Annotated in this window: 25 protein-coding genes; 11 read left to right on the plus strand and 14 right to left on the minus strand. The window is 39.5% G+C overall.

The window, feature by feature from the left end:
- The first annotated feature begins 94 nt into the window (after positions 1-94).
- Positions 95-643 carry a CopD family protein gene (locus BCY91_RS17190; RefSeq protein WP_120183284.1) on the plus strand — a complete coding sequence of 183 codons (549 nt, stop codon included), beginning with the start codon at positions 95-97 and terminating at the stop codon, positions 641-643.
- Between the two features lie 59 nt (positions 644-702).
- On the opposite strand, the gene BCY91_RS17195 is transcribed toward BCY91_RS17190, so the two are convergent.
- The 10 genes from BCY91_RS17195 to BCY91_RS17240 form a co-directional block, all read right to left on the minus strand.
- Positions 703-2688 (minus strand): T9SS type A sorting domain-containing protein, encoded by a 1986-nt coding sequence (locus BCY91_RS17195; RefSeq protein ID WP_182995423.1) that lies wholly within the window; start codon positions 2686-2688, stop codon positions 703-705.
- 226 nt (positions 2689-2914) lie between these two features.
- Entirely contained in the window at positions 2915-4030 is a 1116-nt protein-coding gene (locus tag BCY91_RS17200) for a helix-turn-helix domain-containing protein (protein ID WP_120183286.1), read from the minus strand.
- Between the two features lie 288 nt (positions 4031-4318).
- Positions 4319-4894 (minus strand): TetR/AcrR family transcriptional regulator, encoded by a 576-nt coding sequence (locus BCY91_RS17205; protein WP_120183287.1) that lies wholly within the window; start codon positions 4892-4894, stop codon positions 4319-4321.
- Positions 4895-4897: 3 nt separating this feature from the next.
- The gene (locus tag BCY91_RS17210) at positions 4898-5308 is read right to left on the minus strand and encodes a Rieske (2Fe-2S) protein (RefSeq protein WP_120183288.1); all 411 of its coding nucleotides are present in this window, start codon (positions 5306-5308) and stop codon (positions 4898-4900) included.
- Between the two features lies 1 nt (position 5309).
- On the minus strand, positions 5310-6365 hold the full coding sequence (pheS, locus tag BCY91_RS17215; RefSeq protein WP_120183289.1) for a phenylalanine--tRNA ligase subunit alpha: 1056 nt from the start codon (positions 6363-6365) through the stop codon (positions 5310-5312).
- 195 nt (positions 6366-6560) lie between these two features.
- The gene (locus BCY91_RS17220) at positions 6561-9152 is read right to left on the minus strand and encodes an MGH1-like glycoside hydrolase domain-containing protein (RefSeq protein WP_120183290.1); all 2592 of its coding nucleotides are present in this window, start codon (positions 9150-9152) and stop codon (positions 6561-6563) included.
- A gap of 39 nt (positions 9153-9191) precedes the next feature.
- Complete coding sequence (locus BCY91_RS17225; protein WP_120183291.1) at positions 9192-9800, minus strand: RDD family protein; 609 nt, start codon at positions 9798-9800, stop codon at positions 9192-9194.
- A 4-nt stretch (positions 9801-9804) separates the two neighbouring features.
- Positions 9805-10743, minus strand: a complete 939-nt coding sequence (locus tag BCY91_RS17230) for a LiaF transmembrane domain-containing protein (protein WP_120183292.1) — start codon at positions 10741-10743, stop codon at positions 9805-9807.
- A gap of 7 nt (positions 10744-10750) precedes the next feature.
- Complete coding sequence (locus BCY91_RS17235) at positions 10751-11290, minus strand: PspC domain-containing protein (protein ID WP_120183293.1); 540 nt, start codon at positions 11288-11290, stop codon at positions 10751-10753.
- An 11-nt stretch (positions 11291-11301) separates the two neighbouring features.
- Positions 11302-12003, minus strand: a complete 702-nt coding sequence (locus BCY91_RS17240; protein WP_120183294.1) for an SDR family oxidoreductase — start codon at positions 12001-12003, stop codon at positions 11302-11304.
- Between the two features lie 76 nt (positions 12004-12079).
- Between BCY91_RS17240 and BCY91_RS17245 the strand changes: the two genes are divergently transcribed.
- The 6 genes from BCY91_RS17245 to BCY91_RS17990 all read left to right on the plus strand — a co-directional run bounded on the left by BCY91_RS17245 (position 12080) and on the right by BCY91_RS17990 (position 16898).
- Positions 12080-12814 (plus strand): MlaE family ABC transporter permease, encoded by a 735-nt coding sequence (locus BCY91_RS17245; RefSeq protein ID WP_120183295.1) that lies wholly within the window; start codon positions 12080-12082, stop codon positions 12812-12814.
- Entirely contained in the window at positions 12811-13563 is a 753-nt protein-coding gene (locus BCY91_RS17250; protein WP_120183296.1) for an ABC transporter ATP-binding protein, read from the plus strand. The genes BCY91_RS17245 and BCY91_RS17250 overlap by 4 nt, the downstream gene beginning before the upstream one ends.
- A gap of 130 nt (positions 13564-13693) precedes the next feature.
- The gene (locus BCY91_RS17255) at positions 13694-14590 is read left to right on the plus strand and encodes a class I SAM-dependent methyltransferase (protein ID WP_120183297.1); all 897 of its coding nucleotides are present in this window, start codon (positions 13694-13696) and stop codon (positions 14588-14590) included.
- Between the two features lie 60 nt (positions 14591-14650).
- A complete protein-coding gene (locus BCY91_RS17260; RefSeq protein ID WP_120183298.1) occupies positions 14651-15709 on the plus strand; it encodes a hypothetical protein in 1059 nt (352 codons plus the stop codon).
- An 867-nt stretch (positions 15710-16576) separates the two neighbouring features.
- Complete coding sequence (locus BCY91_RS17265; protein ID WP_120183299.1) at positions 16577-16780, plus strand: type II toxin-antitoxin system Y4mF family antitoxin; 204 nt, start codon at positions 16577-16579, stop codon at positions 16778-16780.
- Positions 16773-16898, plus strand: coding sequence for a hypothetical protein (locus BCY91_RS17990; RefSeq protein ID WP_262696868.1), 126 nt, complete (start codon positions 16773-16775; stop codon positions 16896-16898). The genes BCY91_RS17265 and BCY91_RS17990 overlap by 8 nt, the downstream gene beginning before the upstream one ends.
- Positions 16899-16977: 79 nt before the next feature.
- On the opposite strand, the gene BCY91_RS17270 is transcribed toward BCY91_RS17990, so the two are convergent.
- Together BCY91_RS17270 and BCY91_RS17275 are read right to left on the minus strand one after the other, a co-directional pair.
- Positions 16978-17736: a nucleotidyl transferase AbiEii/AbiGii toxin family protein gene (locus BCY91_RS17270; RefSeq protein ID WP_120183300.1), complete on the minus strand. Its 759-nt coding sequence runs from the start codon at positions 17734-17736 to the stop codon at positions 16978-16980.
- Positions 17733-18020, minus strand: a complete 288-nt coding sequence (locus tag BCY91_RS17275; protein ID WP_120183301.1) for a DUF6922 domain-containing protein — start codon at positions 18018-18020, stop codon at positions 17733-17735. The genes BCY91_RS17270 and BCY91_RS17275 overlap by 4 nt, the downstream gene beginning before the upstream one ends.
- 482 nt (positions 18021-18502) lie before the next feature.
- Here BCY91_RS17275 and dndC point away from each other — a divergent pair, with 482 nt between their 5' ends.
- From dndC to BCY91_RS17300, 4 genes are read left to right on the plus strand one after another with little or no spacing between them, the layout of a single operon-like run.
- Positions 18503-19822, plus strand: coding sequence for a DNA phosphorothioation system sulfurtransferase DndC (gene dndC / locus BCY91_RS17285; protein ID WP_120183302.1), 1320 nt, complete (start codon positions 18503-18505; stop codon positions 19820-19822).
- Positions 19812-21947 carry an AAA family ATPase gene (locus tag BCY91_RS17290; RefSeq protein WP_120183303.1) on the plus strand — a complete coding sequence of 712 codons (2136 nt, stop codon included), beginning with the start codon at positions 19812-19814 and terminating at the stop codon, positions 21945-21947. The genes dndC and BCY91_RS17290 overlap by 11 nt, the downstream gene beginning before the upstream one ends.
- A complete protein-coding gene (locus tag BCY91_RS17295; RefSeq protein ID WP_120183304.1) occupies positions 21940-22320 on the plus strand; it encodes a DndE family protein in 381 nt (126 codons plus the stop codon). The genes BCY91_RS17290 and BCY91_RS17295 overlap by 8 nt, the downstream gene beginning before the upstream one ends.
- Positions 22321-22337: 17 nt before the next feature.
- Positions 22338-23147, plus strand: coding sequence for a restriction endonuclease (locus BCY91_RS17300; protein ID WP_120183305.1), 810 nt, complete (start codon positions 22338-22340; stop codon positions 23145-23147).
- A 236-nt stretch (positions 23148-23383) separates the two neighbouring features.
- Here BCY91_RS17300 and BCY91_RS17305 read toward each other — a convergent pair whose 3' ends face one another.
- Together BCY91_RS17305 and BCY91_RS17310 are read right to left on the minus strand one after the other, a co-directional pair.
- Positions 23384-24163, minus strand: a complete 780-nt coding sequence (locus tag BCY91_RS17305) for a hypothetical protein (protein ID WP_120183306.1) — start codon at positions 24161-24163, stop codon at positions 23384-23386.
- On the minus strand, positions 24164-25252 hold the full coding sequence (locus BCY91_RS17310; RefSeq protein WP_120183307.1) for a hypothetical protein: 1089 nt from the start codon (positions 25250-25252) through the stop codon (positions 24164-24166).
- Position 25253: the final 1 nt, after the last annotated feature.

A 25253-nucleotide genomic window follows, 5' to 3' on the forward strand; every position in this document is an offset into this window, starting at 1 on the left:
ACAAAACTAATTAACCAATGACTAACGAACTTCAACCAATATCCAACAAACTAATGAACCAATCCCTAACAAACTAACACCTAACCACCTAACAATGTATCGCTACATACTTGCTATTCATATCATCTTTGTAGTAAGCTGGATGGCTGGCTTGTTTTATATCGTACGTCTGTTTATTTACCATACCGAGGCAAATACAAAACCAGAGCAGGAACGCATCATCTTACAAAAGCAGTTTAAGATTATGGAGCGTAAGCTTTGGAATATCATCACCACACCAGCAATGGTTCTAACGGTATGCGCCGGTTTAGGGATGCTTTACCTTAATCCCGGATTGTTGCACACCGATTGGATGTGGGTTAAACTTGTTTGCGTTACCGGATTGTTGATTTATCATTTTATGTGCGCAGGGATAATTAAGCAACTGAAAAATGACCGTTTTTGGCTCACTAGCACACAATTGCGCCTTTGGAACGAGCTAGCCACCATTTTTTTAGTCGCAATAGTTTTCACCGTAATCTTAAAAAGTGCGATAGATTGGGTCTATGGTTTGGTAGGTCTGGTTGTGTTTGCTGCAGTAATTATGATGGCGGTGAAAATGTATAAGAGATACCGGGAGAAGAACATTGCAAGTAAAGAATAGGGAGGCAAACTGCCTCCCCATGCTTGGGTATCAAACACTTTGTTAGCGGAATAAAACCGTTATTCTTTAATCACTTTAAAGGTTTTAGTTCCTGAAGGCCCTTGTAGGAGGATGATATAAATTCCATTTGTGCGGTTCTTTAAGGAAAGCGATAGCTGAGATGTGGAAGGCTCTATATCGTTTTTTTGTAAAACATCTCCTGTTGCCGTGTATAACATAAGCTTATTATAGGTTCCGCTATCAAAAAATAAATTGAACTTATCTGTTGTTGGGTTTGGGTATGCCTTAAAATTTACACCATCCAAACTGAAAGTTAATGCTTTGGTCCCTAAATATTTCGTTTCACCATCGAAATCTACCTGTTGCAATTTATAATAATTTGTTCCCAATAGCGGTTCCTTATCGTAAAATACGTAATGGTGGTTCTGTGCTGAGGTTCCGTTACCCTTAACCTTTCCTATTTTTGTAAAATCTGAGCCGTTTGTACTTCGGCTAATCATAAATTCTTTGTTATTGCTTTCCGATGCAGTTCCCCAATTTAGCTTTATCCAGTTATGTTCTGTTTTCGCTTCGAACTTGACAAGTTCCACCGGGAGTGCTAAAGCTTCGGGTTTTACTTTGGCAATAAAAAAATTATAATCATTAGTACCGCCAGTATGCGCATGAGTGTGATTCCCTATTTTAAATAACTTGCCTGCTGAATTGTATGAACTATATGTGCCGCCTATCCACATTGTGTTATCGGGAGCGCAAGAAAGTACCTGCGCCTTGCTTAGTCCGTCTGTAGTATAAAAAGAAGAGATTAACAGTCCGTTTGTGTCCAGCTCAAAAACCATGGTATTGTCTCCGGTGGCAGGCAACCATCCGTTATATAGATAATCGCTGTTGAAAGTTTTGCCTCCAAATAAAATATCTTTTGATTTTAGGTTTGCCAACGCTGCAATATTGCCGTTTGGCAACGTGCTTAATTTAAAAAATCGCAGACCGTTACCTACACCAGCTTTTGTGCCTGTTGTATTGTTAACCAGCCATTTTGCAGTTCCGTTGGGCGCAAGTTTTGCGATATAACCTTTTTGGAAATCTAACGCAGTAGCGTTAACTCCATCCCCGAAATCGAGACTGGTATAAGCCTGATTGGCTACGTCTCCACACATATAAATATGTCCTTCATGATACGTTACATCTGTTGCGCTATGGTCTGTAGAGGTTGACACTCTTTTAAACCATGAAAATGTACCGTCATTATTAACCCGCGACACAAAGGTTCCTCCGGTTCCTGCATCCGAAAATAAACGAACACCCTCACCAACTAAATAAACTTCGTTGTCATCGCCTGCACAAATTCCAGAAATACTGCCTTCTATATTCCATGTTTCGCCAGATTTTACATATTGTGCCCACTCAGGAGTACCGTTTTGGTCGGCTTTTAAAATGACGTTCCTTGTTGCGCCAGAGATAAAGCCAAAATTATTCACAGCTCCCCAATTAATATATGGATTAAAACTTGCTTTTGAAAAAACAATATAAATCTTTCCATCAGGTGACAAAGCTGCATCTTGTATCGCGTCTCCAGCACCGGAAGTAGCAATGTTTTCCCATATTATTATTCCATCAGTTGCTGCGTATTTGGTGATGGACAAACGGCTTTCCACCCAACCCTGGCTGGTTGTGACCGACTGATTTCCTGCAACTATCGGATTTCCCTGAGAATCGAGCAATAGTGTAACTCCACTTTTCCCGTTATCCGCTATAACCCATTGTATTTGTCCTGCGGTATTGTATTTAATTAGCAACCGCCCGGCATTATGTGTTTGGCTATTAAAAGTTTGTGCGGCAATGAGGTTGGCAAGTACGTAGGTGTTTCCCGCTGTGTCAGTTTTCATGTCCCGAAATTCATTGGTGCGTCCGTTTGTTACGGTTTGCGTACGAGAGAAAGCGTCACTAAAATCTACAGTTTGACTGCGTGCCGCTGATGAGAGCATGAGCAGAATGATCAGCGGACAGACGAAGGGTAAAATTGCTTTGATAAAGTATTCGTTGGTCATAATTTTGGATTTAAGGGCTGATAATTTAGCGGTGCGTTTGTTCATCTTGTGTGTTACTTATAATTGGTTTTGGTGAATTATGCTTAGTTCCCTTATTGCGGAAATATTTATATCCGAACATAAAATGCCTTTATCTGGCAGGGCATAAAACGGCGTTTGCTACCGGATTAAGAGCTTTTAATGCCCGTTCAGCAGCCAAAAGTAGGTGCAGGAAAGTTTAGAAAAGTCAGCTTTTATAAATCTGTACGTCTTTCTCCAGATGTTTTTTTCTGAACGCACTAGGTGTGGAGCCCGTTACCTTTTTAAAAGCAGCGTTGAAAGTGGTTTTGGTATTAAAGCCGCACTCATATCCAATAGCTTCCAATTTTAAAGCTTCTTTTATGAGGATCAATTTTTTTGCTTCGTGAATACGGTAAGTATTGATAAAATCAGAAAAGTTTTTTCCGTGAAACTGATTGATAACCCGCGAGAGATGATGCGGCGTCGATTGAAGTTCATCAGCCAACAGCTGCAGGGTTAAATCCGGATTAAGAAATAGTTTGTCATCCTGCATCATTTGCTGAAGGTCAGCATTCAGCTTTTCAGCTTCTTCCTCATTCAGGTTAGAGCCGGAATATTTAGGTTTCAGTTGCAAAGCCTCGCCGTTTGCAGCGAGTTCAAACTGAAGACCCGACTGCTGCAGAAAGTGATAAATTAAAACCAGATAAATAGAAGCCGAAATCAGGGGAATTGCATTAATATATACCTGAGGCAAACCTAAAACAAATGCCAAACCGCTCAAAAAGCCAAAGCCTACTAATAACGTGGTGTACTTTATCAGCCATTGACAATTATTTAGCAAAACTCCCGAAAGTTTTTTCTTTTTCCGCTTTAAGGCAATAATGATATAAATTAAAAATATCTGGATGTACGGATAAAATATCGCATCGCCAATCTGATAATCCAAAATATAAGTAAAGCGTATCAGCTCCATATAAGCCAGCTGTTTTTCATGGCTTAAAAAATAAAATTTTGAAAAGTAGAGCAGCGCTAAGATGGCCGGGACAGTGAGCAGCAACTCTTTTTTATTGAACCGGATTTTCTCGCCGGTCATCTCTCTGACTAACCAAAAATAAACCGGGCCAAATAAAAAACCTGCCGGCCATTCCATATCCACTAATGGAAATCGAAAAAGCCAACCGGTGGGTTTCAACGCAAAAGGAATAGATATAAAGCTGACTGTAATAAGCAGAATCCCTAATAAGATGTTGCTTCGCCCTACGCCTCCTTTTCTGAAAAAGAAAAAGATGGAGAATACTAAGCAATGAAAAACAATGGCTAAATCAATATATGCCAGAACCATAAAATCATAATTTAAGAGCGGTCATTAATTGATGAAAAAGTACTTTTAGGACTAAAATAGTAAAATTTATAACTTTTCTTAGGGGAGATTTTGCAGGTTGTATTAGCTTTATCAGCTCGGTTTGCTTTAGAATACTTACCGATTAAAGGCCTGGACCTTGCAGATTTATAGCTTTGCTATGGAAATTTCGCGATAGGTTTAATGCCTTTAAGGCTTAAGGGATGTTTTGAATATAGATGCCTTAAGGTTAATAGGCATACCCATTTAACCTTCAAAATTCAACTTTATTTAAAGCGCAGCCTTTACCAAATAAGGCAAAATCTCCTTTTGGAAGGATATAAAATTTTTGCGCACATCGGCATCGCTTACAGAGGTAAACGCGAATGAAAAGATAATGCTTTTGCTGGATTTAATAAGGAAACGCAAACGTTCTGGGTAAGTTTCGTCGCTGGCCAGTTCTTCAATCTGCAAAAACTCGGTGTAAAGCAAACGCTCCAGCTCATCAGATAAATTCTTCAAAAATTCTTGAGCATTGGCAGATTCTCGGATAAAATCCCAACCGATAAACTCATTGCAAATGGTATAGGAAAGCTTGCTAACGCGTAAAATTAAAAGGGTTAAATGCTCTTCTTTGTTAATGGTTTTGTTGTTTTGGTGCACCAGATCGGTAATGCTCACTTTCAAATAATCCATCAATATGGCGTGTAGCACCAATTCTTTGCTCTCAAAATATTTGTAAATGGTAGCTTTGGCAATCTTAGCCTTTTTGGCAATCTCGTTTACACTGGTTTTATGGTAGCCGTATTTCCTAAACAGGTCCTGCGCGGCTTTTTTGATGCTTTCCTTAATCTTATCTATTTCCATAAACTAGTTGTAAACTCTAATCTGAGAGTTAGTTATTATAACAGAATATCGTTTTAACGGCCGGGTTGCCGGGGCTTTTAATGATGAGCCGTCTTCTAAAGAAAACAAGGACCCCGAGCATGGATCAGTAGCCGTGATGGGGGGATCGTTTACTGTTATGGCACAGGCTTGTTCAGGATTAAAGCTGCTACATCTGTCGTACGCTACAATCTCCCCTGATTGTTTTTTATACAAAACAATGCCTGCCACACCGCCTTTTATCAACAAAAAAGAGCCCGGCGCAGAGTATACTGTAAAATAGGGACTATTAACAGGTATATCCACAGGAACATCCGCAATGTAGTTCTTCTCTTTTCCGCAAGAGAAGCAGCAGAAGATGCCCAGCAGCACAAAAACAAGCATCCATCTGTTCATACTATATCACCTCCGTTTCAAACTGTTTTAAAAAGCGGACGTCATTCTCAGAGAAAAGGCGGAGGTCTTTTATCTGATACTTAAGGTTGGTGATCCGCTCAATGCCCATCCCAAAAGCAAAACCGGTGTATTTTTTTGAGTCGATGCCAACATTTTCTAAAACGTTCGGATCTATCATGCCACAACCTAAAATCTCTACCCATCCGCTCTGTTTGCACATAGGGCAACCGGCGCCTTTGCAAATGGTACAAGAGATGTCCATTTCTGCCGATGGCTCTGTAAAAGGGAAGTAAGATGGGCGGAAGCGCACCTTTGTGCCTTCTCCGTACATCTCTTGCACAAAATAATACAGCGTTTGCTTCAAATCAGCAAAAGATACTTTTTCATCTACATATAAACCTTCAACTTGATGAAAAAAGCAATGTGCCCGCGCAGAAATAGCTTCATTACGGTAAACACGGCCCGGCATTAAAGCACGGAAAGGCGGTTTTCTGGCTTCCATCAAACGCACTTGTACCGATGAGGTGTGGGTGCGTAAAGCGAAAGCTTCTTGTTTAGTATCTTCATCAGATTCGGTGCCTGTGGGTTTTTGCACAAAAAAAGTGTCCTGCATATCGCGTGCAGGGTGCTCTTCGGGGAAGTTTAAGGCCGAGAAATTATGCCAGTCGTCTTCTATTTCCGGGCCTTCTGCAAGCACAAAACCTAAGCGTTTAAAAATCTCGACAATCTGCTTACGCACCAAAGAAAGCGGGTGACGTGCCCCAATTTGGAAACCTTCGCCAGGCAAAGTCAAATCTTCTTTGTTGGTGGCGTTGGTTTGTTCTGTAAAGTCATCTTTAAAAGCGTTAAACTTCGCTTCAGCACTTTGCTTAAATTGATTTAAAACTTTCCCTAATACGCGTTTCTCTTCCGCTGATACGGATTTAAACTCGTCGAACAGATCTTTTATAATGCCTTTTGTGCCCAAAAACCTAATACGGAAACGCTCTAAGTCTTCCGCAGTTTTGGGTTCAAAAGCTTCGATTTCAGTAGTGTATTGGCTGATTTTAGACTGCATAGGCTACAAATTTAAGAAAAAAACTTAGCTGCGTAGCGCGTAACCAAAACTGTAAGCTTTTGCGGTATAACTTTGAGAAAATTGGCGCTTCAATTTTTTATATTTGGTTATGAAGATTCTAGACCCACATAAAGATTTGTTCGACGAACTTTGTGAAGTGCGTAAATCTTAAAATCTCCATTCCAAATCTGTTCTCTACATCAACAAGGCAACTAAACCTGTCCACCCTGTTTGGTGACTGGCGCCCAGCCCCGTTCCGTTATCTCCGTTAAAATACTCGTGAAACAAAATATAGTCTTTAAAATGTGGGTCGGTTTGTAACTTTTGGTTGTTTCCATACACCGGGCGATTGCCGTTTTTGTCTCTTAAAAAAATGGAAGTTAATCGTTTGCCCAATAAATCGGCGGCCTGTTTTATGGTGGTATAATTGCCAGAGCCGTGGGGCATCTCGATTTTGAAATCATCACCATAATAATCATGAAAACGGTACATCGATTCGATGAGCAGGTAATTCACCGGCACCCAAATTGGGCCGCGCCAATTGCTATTGCCACCAAACATGCCGGTGTCACTTTCGGCCGGCGTATATTTTACCTCAAAAACTTGGTTCCGAAATTCAAATACGAAAGGATTTTTCTCGTAAATTTTTGAGACGGAGCGTACTCCATAATCAGATAAAAACTCGTTTTCGTCCAGCATTCTGCGCAACAAGCACTTCATCCTATGGCCACGCAACAAACTCAACAGTTGCAAATTGCCTTCGCTGTTTTTACCTTCCCAGTTGCTCACCAGCGCGGCCAAATCTGGTCTTTGTTTAGTAAACCACTTAATATGGTGTACCAGGGCAGGCAATTTAACCCAGTTTTTTTCGGCAATAACCTCCACAGCAATTAAAGGCAACAAACCTACCAGCGTCCGCAATTTTAATCTTTTCCAGCTGCCATCGCCGCTGTGCAACATATCGTAGTAAAAGCCATCTTCTTCATCCCACAAACCGGCGCCTTCGGTTTTGTTCATATTGGCCATGGCACCCGCTATGTAAAAGAAGTGTTCGGAAAATTTGATGGCTAAATCCTCATAAATCTGTTTGTAAAACGAAAGCTCCATGGCTATGCGCATCATGTTTAAGGCGTACATGGCCATCCAGCTAGTGCCGTCCGATTGCTCCAGCGTGCCACCGCCTGGCAAAGGTTTGCTGCGGTCAAAAACCCCGATGTTATCTAAACCCAAAAAACCGCCTTCAAAAATATTGTTGCCTTCGGTGTCTTTTCGGTTTACCCACCAAGTAAAGTTGAGCAGCATTTTGTGGTACATGCGTTCCAAAAAATCCAAATCGCCTTTACCTTCGCTGTTTTTCTGCATTTGGTAAATTTTCCACGTTGCCCAAGACTGCACCGGTGGATTTACATCGCCGAAATTCCACTCATAAGCCGGAAATTGGCCGTTGGGGTGCATGTATCTTTCGGAAGCAAATAATAGCAACTGTTGCTTAGCAAAATCAAAATCAATACTGGCCAATACCACGCTGTGGAAAGCGGTGTCCCAAGCGGCAAACCACGGATATTCCCAGTTATCGGGCATAGAGATAATATCTGATGCCATGAGGTGTGTCCAATCTTGGTTCCGGCCGTTTTGGTGGCTCAATGGCGGTTTGGGTTCGCCTTTATCACCATCTAGCCAATCTTTTACATAATAATAGTAATACTGTTTGCTCCACAACATACCCGCCCAGGCCTGGCGTTGTACCAGTTTTTCATCATCAGTTTTACCTTTTTGTTTGGTGGCGTAAAAATCATCGGCTAAAGCCAATTGCGCGTTAAAAAAGGCATCAAAATCTTCAAAAGCTTTGTTGTTCTTTTTTTGCAGCAAACGGAGCTTGATGCTGATGCTGCTTTTTGCCGGGATGGTTTTATGGTAATGTAAGGCCACTTTGGTGCCGGTGTGCTGTGGGTTTACGGCTCTAGTGTCTCCTTCCGCTAAAAACTGATTTATCCCATCTTTACAATATTTGCTCCTGTTTTTTACGCCATACAAGCGCTGGTAGTTGGTTTCGTTCTCGGTAAATAAAAAGGGTGTTTCTTCTTCTAAATACAAGTAATAATTCCCGATTTCTGTACTGTGCGCCAATAAGGTATTGGCCGAAAGGGGTGTAATACTTGGCTTATCTTTGTTCCAAGAAGGGATGTTGCGGAACCAAAGCGTAGGTAAAAAATGAAGCTCGGCATCTTTATCTGCACGGTTGTGGATGGTATAGCGTACCAAAATATCCGTAGGCGATTTTTTGGAATACTCGGTAAACACATCAAAATACTGGTTGTTGTCAAAAATGCCGGTATCTAACAGTTCATATTCTGCATCGCTTTTACCGCGCTTACGGTTTTCTTCTAAAAGTTGCTGGTAAGGAAATTGGTTTTGCGGATACTTATACAAAAACTTCATGTAGCTGTGCGAGGGCACATTATCCAGATAGTAATAAAGCTCCTTCACATCTTCGCCGTGGTTGCCCTCGGGGTTGGTTAAACCAAAAAGCCTTTCTTTGATAATGGGATCTTTACCGTTCCAGTAAGCAGTTGCTAAACACAAAATCTGCTGCTCGTCAGATATACCACCTATCCCGTCCTCGCCCCAGCGGTAAGCTTTGCTACGTGCCATATCGTGAGAAATATAGTCCCACGCATCGCCGTTAGCGCTATAATCTTCCCTAACTGTTCCCCATTGCCGTTCTGATAAATATGGTCCCCATTTACGCCAAGGCTGTGGTTTTTTGAGCTTTGCAGATTCTCTCATACCCATTTTTGGGGCAAAAATTATTCCTTTTTAAATGAGCTAGATGAGGCGGTCTTTGATCACCAGCGTTTCCGCAAATTTATCATGCAGGGCTTGTTGTTTTTTGTTGAGAAACACGTAAAAATAGCCTAAAAAGAAAGGCAGGGTGCTTATAATTTTTGAGACGTTGCGGATGCTGATTTGTTTTAGCGTAGGCTTTTGTCCAAATAGGTTGGTCACCTTAATGTTTAAGAGCTTTTTACCGATGGTTGCTTGCTGGTGTCTTTCCATGTAGATGTGGTAAAAGATTTTGAGGAAAGGAAGCAGAAAAATCCCGCTTAAGATATTTTGCTGCGTGGTGTTTTCATCGGCCACAATTAACGCCATAATAAGCTCAAAAAGAGAGAATATCCCGAAAACGATAAACCAATCTATTGCGGTGGCCAACAAGCGAAGATCAAACCCTGCGAAATACTGGGGTGCGGTATAATTTTTGGAAAAAGCAAAAAGCGCCCGGATTTCTTCCATCTCCTGCGCTTCTTTATAATCGGGCATATCTGCCGTTTTCAAGAACGAATCGGGTTTAAGCCCTTGCTCTTTTAACTGGCTTAGGCTAAACGGGCCGGTGGGTTTGCCACCCACTACCAGATAATATAATTTTTCTGACATGTGTTTAATATCGTTTAACCTCAAAATCGCTTAAACCTCCTTTTAAGGTGATGGTAATTTTGTTGCTTGCGCTTTGGTAATTTGAGGTAGCGAAAGAGCCATCGGCTGTTTTATCAAAACCCGAAAATTCTTTTGCAGACAAACCGGTTTTGGTAAAGATTTTACAACCGGAATTATTAGGGATTAAAATACGGACTTTAGAGATGCCGGTTTCTGCTGCCAAAGCAACATCTGGGTACAAATCGCCAATTTTCACATTAAAATCTGCCGCACCGCCTTTGATGTTTACGGCTTTTACTTTGTTTTCGCTCAGGTCAAAATCGGCTTTGCCGGCGCCCATATTTAAGTTGATAGTCCATATCGGCGCTTGGTGGATTTTCATCATCACCTTGCTTAAATCGGTGTCGTCAAAATCAAAGCCTTTTTCGTTTTTCTTCGCGTTGAAATTCAAAACCACCGTGCTATCGCTCTCCGTTTTGCGTAGGTAGTAACGGCTGTGGTTTTTTTCTGTGCTTGATTCAAACAGTTTGGCCTTGCCCTCTTTAATGGTAAACTTGCTGGCGCCGCCATTGATGTTTAGGTTGGCGTACTTATAGTTGGCATCAAAATTTTCCTCATAAAAGTTGGTGCCGCGTTCCCGTTCATTTTTGCTGTTGCTCCATTCGTCATTGTCCCAAGCCACATCGTATGTTGTTTTTGGATGGTTTAGGTTTATCACGGTTAGGGCGCTTAATATTACTACGGTAACAGCAATGATAGCCCATTTCCCTGCTGGATTGTTACTTTGCGAGAATATGATATTTACACCGGCTAGTATCAATAAGGCTGGCCAAAATTTCCACAAATAGGCCCAGCTAAAATCAATTAACCCGTAGTTTTCCAGCAAAAAGATAGTGCCTGCAAAAATGAAAACAATGCCCCAAGATATGCGGTTAGCGTTCATAACAGTATTATTGATTTTGGTTTTCTAAAGGTTTACTTTCTTTTGTCACCTCTTCTGCGCTTAGGTCCTCTACAACGGTATCGCGCAAGGGTTCCTCTTTTGGTTTGTCATTGGCAGGGTTTGTTTTTTTGGTGGCTTTTGATAGGATGAGTAAACCAAAAACAACAAACACCAAAGGCCACAGTTTGCGCAGGCTAAACCAGTAGGGCAATAAATCAAACTCGCCCAATAAAAAATAGGCGCCCATGGCAATAAGCAAAAAGCCCAGTAGAATGCTAATGCTTGATGGGTTTGCATTTACGTTTTTTTGTGGTGCAGGTTCTTCTGCGCTTGCCCTATAATCTGTATAGGTGTACGCCGATTTATATTCTTCAGGTACGGCAATCCATAAAATTAGGTAAATCCATAGCCCGCTGCCGCCAAAAAAAGCGGCTAAAGCAAATGCGATACGTACCCAAGTAACATCTAACTGGAAATAATTAGCTATCCCAGCGGCAACACCCCCAATCATCTTATTTTCGGGGTCGCGTCTTAATTTTCTGTCCATCTCAATTTAATCTAAACCTGTCCACTTTGTGGCGTAATTACTATCTGATCAACGTTTGCACCGTGGCTTAGCTGCAATAATTGTTTTATGCTTTGTGCAACATCGCCGGCTTGTACAAATTTATCTGCGGAGATTTCTGTGCCGTCCCATGACGATGTTAAAGTTGAACCGGGCAAAACCGCCGTTACTTTAACGCCAAAAGGCCGGGTTTCTTCTCGCATAATGTTGTTAAGACTAAGCAAGGCGGCTTTTGTTACACAGTAAGATCCGGCATTTACAATTGTTTGTATGCTGGCCACCGAGCAGATGTTGATGATATGCCCGCTGCGTTGATTTTGCATCACTGGCGCAATTTTTTTGTACAGCAAATAAGGCGTTGCAACATTTACGCTGAAGTGTTTTTGCAGCTGTTCGGCATCCTCCATTAATATGGGCGAAGGTGCAAAAAATCCAACATTGTTAATCAACACGTCAATTCGGTTTAAGTGGGTTAAAGCCTCATCCGCGAAAGCCTCAACTTCTGCGGCTAAGCCACAATCTGTGGCGCGTAAAACAAGTTTTAGTTGAGGATTCAATGCTTTAAGCTCTCGCGCAAGCGTTTCTAATTCGTTTGTTTTACGTGCGCAAAGGGCCATGCCTTTGGCACTGGGGGCAAGGGCAAGCGCTGTTGCTTTTCCTATCCCTCTTGTAACGCCGGTTATTAAAATATTCATGCTCTCCGTAATTTAGGGCAATTTAGGTTTAATAATTGCAATTGATAAAAAAGCTTATTTTTACACAAAATTTTATATGGTATTCTATCATTTTGGGAAATACATCTTAATGCTGAAAGCGGTTTTTAGAAGGCCCGAGAAAATTAGCATTTACAAAAATGAAGTTTTTAAAGAGATGGTTGCCATAGGCCTAGGTTCTTTAGGTATCATCAGTATCATCTCTGTTTTTATTGGCGCGGTAACTACCGTGCAAACCGCTTTCCAGCTCACTAGCGATTTAATTCCGAAATCTATCATAGGCTCTATCACCCGCGATTCTACAATCCTGGAACTTAGTCCCACCATTTGTTCTTTGGTTTTAGCAGGTAAGGTGGGCAGTAGCATTGCCTCGCAAATTGGCACCATGCGCGTAACCGAACAGATTGATGCTCTAGAGATTATGGGCATAAACGCACCCGGTTATCTTATTTTGCCCAAGTTATTAGGCGGCGTAATCATGATCCCTATTTTAATTGTAATTGCGATTGCTTTAAGTATTGTAGGCGGATATCTAGCGGGCGTAGCTTCGGGTGCAGTTACCGCAAACGAGTTTACGCAAGGTTTAACTACAGATTTTATTCCTTTTACCCTGGTGGTAGCCTTGGTAAAAGCGCTCATTTTTGCTTTCATCATCACCACGGTATCTGCTTACCAAGGTTTTTTTACCAATGGTGGTGCTATTGAGGTAGGTAATTCAAGTACAAAAGCGGTGGTGATTAGCTGTATCGCTATTTTAGTTTCTGATTATATTATTGCGCAGCTGCTGTTATGATAGAGGTTAAAGATATTTATAAAAGCTTTGGCGATAACGAGGTTTTAAAAGGCATTACTGCCGATTTTAAGCCCGGCGTTACTTCCTTAATCATCGGTGGCTCTGGCTCTGGTAAAACCACCCTGATGAAAAACATGGTAGGCCTGCACGAGCCAAACAGTGGAAAGGTGCTTTACGACGGTCGCGATTTTACCAGTATGGATATGCAAGAGCGTATCGAAATCCGCAAAGAAATTGGGATGCTTTTTCAGGGTTCGGCCTTGTTTGATTCTATGACGGTTGAGCGCAACATCCGCTTTCCGCTGGATATGTTTACCAACCAATCAAAAGCAGAAAAGCTAGAACGCGTAAATTTTGTGTTAGAGCGCGTGAACCTTGCCGGTAAAAATGATTTATATCCCTCCGAGCTTTCGGGTGGGATGATGAAACGCGTAGGCATTGCGCGTGCTATCGCCATGCGGCCCAAGTACCTGTTTTGTGATGAGCCAAACTCGGGTCTGGACCCTAAAAGTTCTATCATGATAGATGAGCTTTTGCAGGAGATCACCCAAGAATATGATATCACCACGGTTATTGTTACCCACGATATGAATTCTGTTATGGGCATTGGCGAGCATATTCTATTTTTGCACCAAGGACAAAAGTGGTGGGAAGGTTCAAAAGATGAAATTACATCCACTGATAATAAAGAGCTGAACGAGTTTGTTTTTGCTACGAAATTGATGGAAACGCTCTTAAAAAAGAAGTAAGGGAGTTGTTATTGGTGGGGGAGTTCATTAGTCAATAGAAGTGGTGAGTAGTCAATGACTCGGTTATTCAAAATTCAATCCTTCAATCCTTCACTCATTCAATCCTTCATTCATTCAAAATTAAACACACATGCAACCAAACATACAAGCCCTAAACCCCCAACATTGGAAAGATTACGAACTGATAGACTGCGGTGATTTTGAGAAGTTGGAGCGTTTTGGCGATTTAATCTTGATTCGCCCAGAGCCGCAGGCCGTGTGGAGCAAAATTTTACCCGAGAGCGAATGGCAATACCTGCACCACATCCGTTTCAAAGGCAAATCGGCCACTTCGGGCGAGTGGATGAAGAAAAACGCTAAAGTCCCAGACCGTTGGCACGTCACTTACAAAAATGACGATGTGCAGATTAAATTTCGCTTAGGCCTTACTTCATTTAAGCATGTCGGGATATTTCCCGAGCAGTCTGTAAACTGGGATTTTATAACCGACTGCATTAAAAAATTTAAAACACCAAGCCCCAAAGTGCTCAACTTATTTGCCTATACGGGCGGCGCATCTTTAGCCTCGCGTGCCGCAGGCGCTGATACCACGCATGTAGATTCGATAAAGCAGGTGGTAACCTGGGCAAATGAAAACCAGGAATTATCTGGCTTGCAAGATATACGTTGGGTGGTAGAGGATGCCTTGAAGTTTGTACAGCGCGAGTTAAAGCGGGGCAAAACATATAACGGCATCATCTTGGACCCGCCGGCATACGGCCACGGCCCAAAAGGCGAAAAGTGGAAGCTCGAAGATTTGATCAAAGAAATGATGCGCGATGTGGTGCAATTGTTGGATCAGCAAGAGCACTTCCTCATCTTAAACACCTACTCACTAGGTTTTTCGTCTATCATCGTCGAAAACTTAATCCGTGGTGCTTATCCGCAGGTGCAAAACCTAAATATTGGCGAATTGTACTTAAATGCACGCAGCGGGGTAAATTTGCCACTCGGTGTTTTCGGACGTTTCAGCCTGTTTAATTGTTGATATCTTTTTTGCAGAAGCCCGAAGCTTAACGCTATTTTTCCATTTAATTTATACGCTTCCATGTTAGCTCAAAAAAACTATTTCCTTTTGCCACAGTTGTTGCTTGCTGCGGCTTTATTTTGTTCTTGCTCTGGCAACAGTAACGGTAAAACCAACCAATCTACAGCATCGGCCGAGAAAAAAGACTCGACCCAAGTAGAGGCTATTGCAGAGGTAAAAGAAAATCCTTACAAACCGGTAGATTCCGCAAAATATTACGAACTACAAAAATACCTGGCTAACGGCGATACCACCGGGAAATGGCCGGTAAAAAATGATCCTTTGCCAATTAACGGCGCTATTTTGCCTTTCAACAGAATTATCGCCTATTACGGAAACTTATATTCTAAAAAGATGGGCGCGTTGGGCGAGTATGCGCCTAAAGAAATGTGGCGCCGTTTAAATGCAGAGGTGGCGCATTGGAACCGCGCCGATTCTGTGATCAAAGCCATACCAGCTATACACTATATCGCTACGGTGGCCAGCGGTACGCCGGGCGCGCACAACTACTACATTAACCGTATGCCAGAAAAGCAGATAGATTCTGCCTTAGCAATCGCCAAAATGCACAATGCCATTGTGTTTTTAGATGTTCAGGTTGGGTTAAGCAATTTGCATAACGAATTACCCCGTTTAGAGAAATATCTAAAAATGCCGAATGTGCATTTAGGTATCGATCCAGAATTTTCCATGAAAACAGGTGCTTTGCCGGGCCGTAAAATCGGTACTTATGATGCTGCGGATATCAATTACGCATCGGCTTATTTAACCAAATTGGTGAAAGAAAACAATTTACCCGCTAAAATTTTGGTGGTACACCGTTTTACGCAAGGCATGGTAACCAACTATAAAAACATCAAAAAGCAAAAAGAGGTACAAATGGTGATGCACATGGACGGTTGGGGCGAGCCCGAACTGAAAAAAGGCACTTACCGCCATTATTTATACAGCGAGCCTGTGCAGTTTGTCGGGTTTAAATTGTTTTATAAAAACGATTTAAAGAAAGCACCAAACCGCTTGATGACACCCGAAGAATTGCTGAAACTAAGGCCAAAGCCGATTTACATCCAATATCAATAACACGCTAAAATCCTCGGCTCCACATCCGGGGATTTTTTGTTTTTGTAAAAGGGGCTTATACCTTAAGGCGTGGATTTGTAGGTGTCTTTACGAATGCGGGAATGTGTATAACATTGAGTCCGTGTCAAAGGTGCATGCTCATATTGTAGCTTGGGGTTGCCGAAGAATGTCGGGCAATTATGAATACCACCAACCTGTCAATCCCGCACAAATTGGCAAATGTCTTTTAAGTGGGCGTTCGTCTTTTTGATTGCCGATCACCAGCAACAATAACGCACAACTGATAATCTGTTAAAACAAAAAAGCCTGTAAATCTTTAATTTACAGGCTTTTAATCGTTTTTGACATCAATTTTAGCGGAATGGACGGGACTCGAACCCGCGCTCTATTGCCCTTTAAACCAATATTTTTCGATTTTTTTTTCGGAAGTGCTCACCAAATGCTCACTTTTTTGCCGAAACCAAACGTCTGCAATTGGCTATAAAATTAATCATTTTGGGTGTGGATAGCAAAAAAATCCGGGATATTTATATTAGATAATACCGAGAATAGCTACTACATGTTGCCAGCCTTATACATCTATTTTTGCGGATTTGCTATCTATCACGTCTATTAGTTTTTATCTTTTTTCACTGCCTGTTTAGAGCTGAAAGCGTTGTTTATAAGCAGGTAACTTTCATTTACCGTTTGCATAACCTCCCACGTTGAAACGAAACAACATTTCAATGTTTGCCTATCGTTCACCCATTTAAATGAACTGTATTTTTATACCCTAAAGGGTGCGTTTTATATATCATAATTTAAAATAATCCCGATAGGGTATGTTTTTGTCTTTTTAGTTATATTTGTACCTTAAAGGGTATAATTATGCTTGCCAACTATCTGAAAAAAAAGAGAAAATCACTTAAACTTACACAAGAAGACCTGGCTCTAAAAGCAGGAGTGGGGCTACGTTTTGTTCGTGAACTAGAACAAGGTAAGCCAACATTACGTATGGATAAAGTTAACCAGGTATTGGCACTTTTTGGTGCAGAACTGGGGGTGATATCAAAATTAAAAGAGCATGAGTAAGAAAGGTCTGGTTTATTTCAACTCTACATTGGCGGGGCTAATTGCGGAAACCGATGAAAGCAAGGAATTGTACCCAGAAATCTGGAATAAAAAACAACAACTGTTTAATTACTTTTAAATATCGAATAATTAAAAGACTAGCAAATACTCGGTCGGAGCTCTGGAAGTTTGTCTTAAGAGATTCGGCCAATCGTACTTTAAATCGCTTGAACGCCCGGAAAATCTCTCCCTATACTGTTAAAGTATGCTCGAACTTTCCTTCGCCAACTACTACGGGCCAAGGCCCAATTTTTTTTGCCCTCAATAAAATCAATTCTTGGATTGGAATGCCCGGGTCTTGATGAATTCCCTTTTTTTGGGTTCTCAAACTTCAATAGAAGATCGGGATGTCTTGTGGGACTTAATTCTTTGTCCTGATCAAAAATATTCTGCTGTTCGGGCAGACTGTATTTATTCTCGCGTTCAACCAGCAGGGTCATTATGTCGTTTAGCGGAATCTCGTCAGTTAAATAGTCCAGATCATAAATGTCTTTATGATTTGCCCGGTTAGCGGCGCTCATTAGCTTAAGCGGACCAATATCTTTCAAATTCATTAGCTTTATTCCGTCTATAAGCTCAGGTTCCTTAAAAGTCTGCATATTCTGTAATATCTCAACCTTAATAACGGTATCTTCTTTTCTTAAAAAAAACCGTTGAAACAGAAACTGGTCATCAATATCGCAGGGATAATCTAATCCAAAAACTAGCTCCCCATAAAGCGATATCACTTCTTGCCTGATAGCTTCATATCCTTGCCTGCCAATGATGTGCGGGAAAAATAAATCAATATCGTATGATTTTCGGTGCCGGTATCTGATGGCCAGATTGGTGCCTCCGCCTAAACTGCTTTGAGAGAGTGAGGGTAACCGCTGTAGTTCTAAAATCGTCTCGACTAAATGTTCAGAAACCGCAATCATTTTGAAAAGCGGGCGAATTTCTTAATGTGGTAACGGCGGGCGACCAAAAGGCATATCTGGTTACTGATCCTCTCTTTAGTTTCTTTTAACTCACGGGTAATTGTGGACTTTGAATAAATCTGCTCCAGTTTAGAGATATCATCGGTAAAAGTTAGAGGAGTGGAGGCTATTAGCGCCCGAGGAATAATTAAATCACGGTCTTTTTCAATGTCCAGAGAAGACATGTCCACATCCCAAAATAAATGCTTTGGGAACAGCTTGTTGATATGCACTACCGTTTTCATTTACAACAAATATACAAATACAAGAAACGATTTCAAAAACATGTATGTATCCGCTAAGAGCTGGCAATTACCCTAAATGGGAAAAAGAAAAAGATAAAGTTGGCCGATTTTGATCTATTGGCAAGAAGTATGAATATGCCCGAAACCGCTGTTAGAAATACTTAAAACATCCATCAACATTTTACCTATGAACGTTAAAACAATCCGATTCTCGCTTGCTAGTAATGAAAAACTGAAAAAAATTGCGTCCAAGCTTGGCCGTAGCAAGATAGGCCTTCGTGCAGATGGTGGATTATTTCTACGCTAACAAGAAAGATCCGGCCGATCTTAAAAATTACTAACACTAAATGTTCGATTATATAGGTATAAATGCGGATATTTAGCATTTTCTAAACAAAAGTTGGAAATATCCAACTGCATCATTTTATCAGTTTTCATACCTTGTAATTGGTCAATTGTTTTCATTTGTAAAAAAGATACATATGGCGTTAGATAAAAAATATCTTCAAGAAGAAATTAGAGAGCAATATTTAATTGATGATAACAACAGGCCTTGGATTGTAGGTTTTAGTGGGGGTAAGGACTCTACAATGCTTTTACAGTTGGTTTGGGCCACCGTAGGTGAGATACAACCGATTTTCCGTAAGCGCCAAATCTATGTGGTTTGTAATGATACCTTGGTAGAAAATCCTAAAATTGCCCAGTTTATAAGAGGCGTTTTAGAAAATATCCAAAACGAGGCAGCTAAACAGGGCATGCCCATAACTGTTCATGAAACAGCCCCAAAATTGGAAGAAAGTTTCTGGGTAAACCTCATAGGTAAAGGTTACCCGGCACCTAATAATACTTTTAGATGGTGTACGGAAAGGCTAAAAATTAACCCGACAACCGAATTTATTAAAAGCAAAATCAGCGAAATAGGGGAGGTAGTTATTTTATTGGGTACCCGTAGTGCCGAAAGTGCAAACCGGGCAAAAAGCATTAAGAAGCATGAAGTAAAAGGTGAAAGATTGCGTAAGCATATTTTACCCAATGCTTATGTTTTTGCAGTCATAAAAGATGTGGAAACTGATGAGGTCTGGCAATACCTATTACACAATAAGCCAGGGTGGGGGGGAGATAACAGACCGCTCGTTACTCTTTACCGTAACGCCAACGGGGGAGACTGTCCTTTAGTCATTGATGATACCACGCCTTCTTGTGGGAATAGCCGCTTTGGCTGTTGGGTCTGCACTGTGGTTCAACGTGATAAATCTATGGAAGCCTTAATTGATAATGGGGAAGAATGGATGGAGCCATTGTCTGATTTCAGAGATATGCTTCAAGAGAACCGGAATAAAAGAGAGAACAGAGAAACCAAAAGACGCGGAAGTTATATCGAGGATGAAGAAACTTGGGGTCCGTATACAGAAGACCACAGGGCATACATGCTGAAAACTTTGTTAGAGGCACAAAAAGAAGTACAACAAACAGAACCTAATTTGGTATTGGTAAATTCGCAGGAATTAGTAGGCATCCAGGTAACATGGCACCGTGACTCCTTATTCAGGTTTAGTGTAGCTGATATTTATAATGAGGTATACGGCACCGACTTAAAAGCAGCCGATTTTGAAGTACAGGATGTTTTCGAAAAAGAAACGCTAAAAGAAGTATTTACTGATGAAACGGACTTTAAATTAATTAACGAACTATTAGAAGTTCAAAAGTCTAGGTACATCATGGTAAACAACTATGGTTTACAACACGATTTAGAAAATTACATAGAAAGACATACCAAAACTAATTTACAAAATGTTCATTGATAAAATAACATTGAATAATTTCAGGGTATATTACGGTATAAACGAACTCGAATTTTCTACTGATACAGACTGTAACATATCGGTTATAGCAGGTAACAATGGTTTTGGTAAAACCTCTTTTTTAACCTCCTTAGTTTGGTGTTTGTATGGTAAGCTAATGGTAGATGTTGACGACCGTTACCGACAAGATATAAATGAAAGTGGCGGTTATAAACGCTACTGTGAAAAACTGATGAACCGTTTAGCTTGGACAGAAGCTGCCGATAATGTAGAAGAATTAAAGAAAACTATAGCAGGTAAAAGTGTCTCGCAAAAAGAAAGTATTAAAGCGGCAATTGAGGCCACTACCTCTTTCAGTGTAAGCTTAAGTTTTTCTTCGCTTATGATTCCATCTGTACCTTGCCAACAGTTGGTTTTAAAAAGAACCTATAATGTAGCATCACATAAAGAAGTGGTTTCTATATTAATAGACGGTAAAGAAAACGAGTTAACTAAAACCGTAGGGCCTGAAATATTTATTAATGATTTTATTTTGCCAAAAGAAATAGCTAAGTTTTTCTTCTTCGATGCAGAAAAGATTGTCTCCTTAGCAGAGATAAATACCATCGAAGAGAAGAAATATTTAAGCGATGCCTATGCAGAAGTATTAGGAATAAAAAAATATACTGATTTAAAAAGCAGCTTAGAACAAATGCGTTTACGCATTAGGGCAAAATCTGCAGTTAAAAGTGATAGAGATACCTTAACACGTTTAAACAAACAGTTAAGCCAAGCACTAAGATTTCTGGAGCACAACAAAACCTTAATAGAAGAGTTACAAGAAAATCTCCAGTTAAAAAAAATCAGTTCCGATAAATATCAGGAACAGCTAATTAGAGAAGGCAGTTCTATAACTTTAGAAGAACTAAAAAAATTAAGAGAAGATAAACATAATTGTACAGTAGAGTTACAAAAGCTGAAAGTACGATTTAATGAAATGTTAGAACTGGCTCCTTTTGCCATGTTAGCTAACAAAATGCTTTTAGTGAAGAACCAAATTGAAGCAGAAAATGGCAATAGCGCAGCGGCTATATCTCTATTGTTAAATAAATTAGATGTACTTACCGCAGCAATTAAAGATCAAAAAGAGCGGTTAGGTATACATCGTACTTCAGATTTAATCGCACTAATTACAGACAAGTTATTACCTAAACAAGCAGCTGATGTAAAAATGTTGCTCAATTTTACTCCAGATCAACAGAACCGCTTTTTTGCCTTATATGATAACTTAACAAATGCTTACAGTACTTCCTTTAAAGATTTAATTAAAGAACAAAGAAGAACACAAACCTTATTTTATAATGTTAATCGTAAGCTACAAGATGCAGAATCCAAAGAAAAAGATCCTGTAATTGCAGATATGAGGAGAGCTAAGGGAAAAGTTGAAGAAGAAATCCGACAATTAGAAAATGAAAGTGAAAACTTAGTTGCCAAAAAACAACAATTAGAAACAGAAATTCAAACACTTTTACGGCAAGTTTCAGAACTGAGCAAGAAAGTACAGTTAGAAGACGTAGATAAAGAAAAAGATAGTACGGCAGAAAGGTTAATTGCCAAGTTAGACCTATTTATCCAAAAGCTTAAAGAGAAGAAGAAAGATTCTTTAGAACATAATATTTATAAAGAACTGAACAGGCTGATGCATAAAAGAGATTTTGTAAGTCGTGTGAATGTAATAGTTCAGGGCGATTTAATAGATATTGAACTTTATGACCATGCAGACCATTTTGTAGATAAAGAATTGTTGTCTAAAGGAGAACAACAGTTATATGCTACCGCTTTATTAAAAGCTTTGGTAGACGAGTCTAATGTCCGCTTTCCAGTATTTATCGACAGCCCATTACAAAAGTTCGATAAAAGCCACTCTAAAAACATCATTAGGGAATTCTATCCTAATTTGTCCGCACAAGTAATTTTGTTCCCTTTACTACAAAAGGAATTAAACGAAGAAGAATATAATTGGATGCAGGGTAGGGTAGGTAAGGCGTATATCATCCAACAGAATAATCGCTATAATTCTGGGTTTGAGGAAGTAAAGCCAAAAGATTTATTCTTGAACTATAAAAATATAGGAATGTATGCTTAGTAATATTAAAACATCTAAAGCCAATAAAGAAGTAGTTAGTAGTTTAACTAATAAATTAGGACTGGGCGCAGAAAACACCATTGCTCGTATTGCTTTTGCTTCCTCTTTGTCTACTGATAAGGTTTTAAACCTCATTGATATAAAGGATGCTGGTGGGAAGGAGTACAGTGCGAAAGTGTTGTTTGGGGACTATCTAGATTATTATATCGCACTCATTTGTTTGCACTATAACATATATAATACGGATAAGGATATTCCCCGTTATATTAAAATGCATGTTGATGATGGTTTGGAATTACTGAATCGAGAGTTCCAGAACAACTATAATACTACTGGTTTTGAGTTTATAGCTAGTAAAATTAATCAGATTTAAATGTTTAATTGCTGTTAATGTCGAAGAATACTATAAATAATGCAATTAAAGAAGCATTTAGACGTGAAAATAAACCACTAAGGGTAAAAGAGGTTTTCTGGAGAATAAAAGAAGATAATCTTTATGATTTTAATACTCAAACCCCGGAACACGTGGTTCGGACAGCATTAAGAAGGCATACAGAATCACTGGATTTTGCTTCTTCAAGTCCTAATAAATTATATGTAACATTAAATGATGGGACGTATTGGCTAAAAGGAAAACAATTAGACCATAGCTTTATTAGTAAATCTCAAATCGAAGAAAAAAATCAGCAACTCAAAAATAGCCTCGATGACCTTTTAGGTTTACAACAACAACACATTAAAGCATTTAAGATAGCTTTATTAGACCGACTAAAGAGATTAGAGCCCAGGTCTTTTGAGTTATTTTGCAAAAAACTATTAAAAGCTTATGGTTTTAGCAATACAGAGATTACAAGAGTGTCAAGAGATGGCGGAATTGATGGATATGGTGAGCTAAAAATCGGTTTATCTCATTTGAATGTTGCCTTTCAATGTAAAAGATGGAATACCTCTACTATTGGTCGTAAAGAAATCGATATGTTTAGAGGGGCAAGCCAAGGTAGTTATCAGCAGGCAATATTTTTTACTACCTCAACTTTTACAAAAGAAGCTAGGGCCGCTGATAATAAAACAGGAGCTATTCCTATAGCACTTTTTGATGGCGACGGTATCGTAAATATGATGATTGAAAAAAAATTCGGAGTTGAAGTTCAAGAAATTAACACTTATGTTGATGCATTGGATCAAGTTCTTGAAAAGTAATGGGCGTGTACCATAGGCTATTTTCTTTTGTAATGTTAATTCTGTCATTGAATACTTTAACATAACTCTTCAGGCGATAAAATTGCTAGTTCTTGTGCAGTTGTCATTTGATAGCCGTTTTTTACCCAACACCTCTCGGACGTTTTAAACTATTTAAATATCGGCTACCCGAAGGAAATTCTTCTCTTATTTAATCGAATAAACTTAATCTGGTTTAAACTTTTTAAAAATTTAAACTAAGCTTTAATTGTGGCTTCAGGTTCTGGTGGATTATGACCGATGACTCGTTTAACGAAATAATCATCAAAGGTGTACCGCTTATTATCTATATCAATGTTTGTACAGTAATTTTTTGTCAATGCTAAAGCAAAGGGGAACCAAATTTCTTTTTTTATACATTCCACAAGTTTGATGTATGGTTGATGGTCAAGTAATGGTAGGTTTTTCCTAGAGATGTAATGTCGAAAAATAAAATCTAGCCCCAATATTAGTTCTAGAGGCGGATGCATGAGCCTTGGTGCTCTAACAATCAGGGATTTTCCATAGACATCTTCTCCTTCTACTTGTTTACTTTCCATATAGTGCCCTCCATATGTCATATGATAAATTGGATGTAAATTCTCACCATCTCCATCTTTTCTATTCATTATATGTCTATCGAGGTGCCATGAAGAGTAGTGATTGGACTCACAATTTAATGTAATATTAAAATTGTCCAAATTTAAAAAAGGGTCTTCAACATGTGAGTTATTAAAGCGCTTAACAGCAATTTTATCATCAACCGATAGCGTAATGGTGATTTTTTCGACACCCCGGGGCATAGTGTGGCTAGGTTTTAGGTTTTTCGGTATCGTAAGCCTAAACTTGGTGAATTCATAAGAGAAGGTGGTCTTATCTTCTTGAATTGTTTTACCTATTTCTTTTAATTGATCCATTCGGAAGTCGAACACTTCTAGTTCTTTCTTGAATGTGTTAAGGATATAGATGTATTTGTTGAAAAGCGTTTTAAAGTTCATTTAGTTTTCTTTGTCTAGTTCATCAAAAGTCTCTCTTTCATTAGGGCCAAGTAGTGCGTATGCCTCTCCAGTTTCTCGCGCATCAGACAACAAATATCCCAGTGAGATATAATTTGGGTCTTGCCAGGCATAACGTGGCATTTCAATGGTTCTAAGACCGTCAAACGCGTCCAACGGTGTATTTGAAAGTCTGCACTTATACCAAAACGTAGTATAATGTTGGTGTTTAGGCAAGGCTATTGGTATGAGCTGTAGATCAAATTCTTTTATTAGTCGCTCTACACGATCTTCCGCAGACGTAATTGAAAGGCTTTTGCCAAATGTCTCTTTCCACCAATTGTTGATTTCGAACTGCCACCAACGTGGATAGCTTTCGTGTAATATTCCAACATATTTAAATGAAGCGAGAAATTTTTCTTTCAGACTTTCCCAGTCTTTTGAAGCTAATTTATCAATACCTAGACGAATCGCTAATAGGTCCTCATCTATGAGTGGGCCAGAATGCTGCATGAAATAATTGTTTAATAAGTAAATTATTTCATGAGGCGTTTCCAAACATTGAAGCTCAGTGTCCAATATTTGGATATCATTATCTTGATCTTTTTGTTTTTTAATGATTGCCTCTGTCTCTTTATTCTTTCGAATCATTGAATAAGCATTGGCAAAGGAAATGAGCTCGTGTTTAGTTTGTTCAGTGTTTAACGTTTTTTCTTTTTTATAATTTTTATCGAACAAATCTTTGCTAGTTCTGTCAAAATAAGAGATGTAAAATTCTTCTGTACTACATAAAAAAATAGGGATGTCTCTTATCGAACCGGATTTAACACCGCTTCTTATACTTTGAGCAAGTTCGGCACCTGAATATTTAACTTCACTATCTTCGTCATCGGAAAACTGTAATTTAAAATCGAGCAACAAACCATCGTATCTATCCAGCCCACCATCATCTATCAAATCATATTTTTGTTTATTCCATGTCTGTGGTTGTTTGATTGTAAATTCTATTGTTTCTTTATCGTTTAAATTAGTAATAAGTCCTGCAGATCTTATTTCATTTTCATCATCAATGTAGAGGAATTTTAAAGCCATA

This window comes from Pelobium manganitolerans (genome assembly GCF_003609575.1).
Lineage (GTDB): Bacteria > Bacteroidota > Bacteroidia > Sphingobacteriales > Sphingobacteriaceae > Pseudopedobacter > Pseudopedobacter manganitolerans.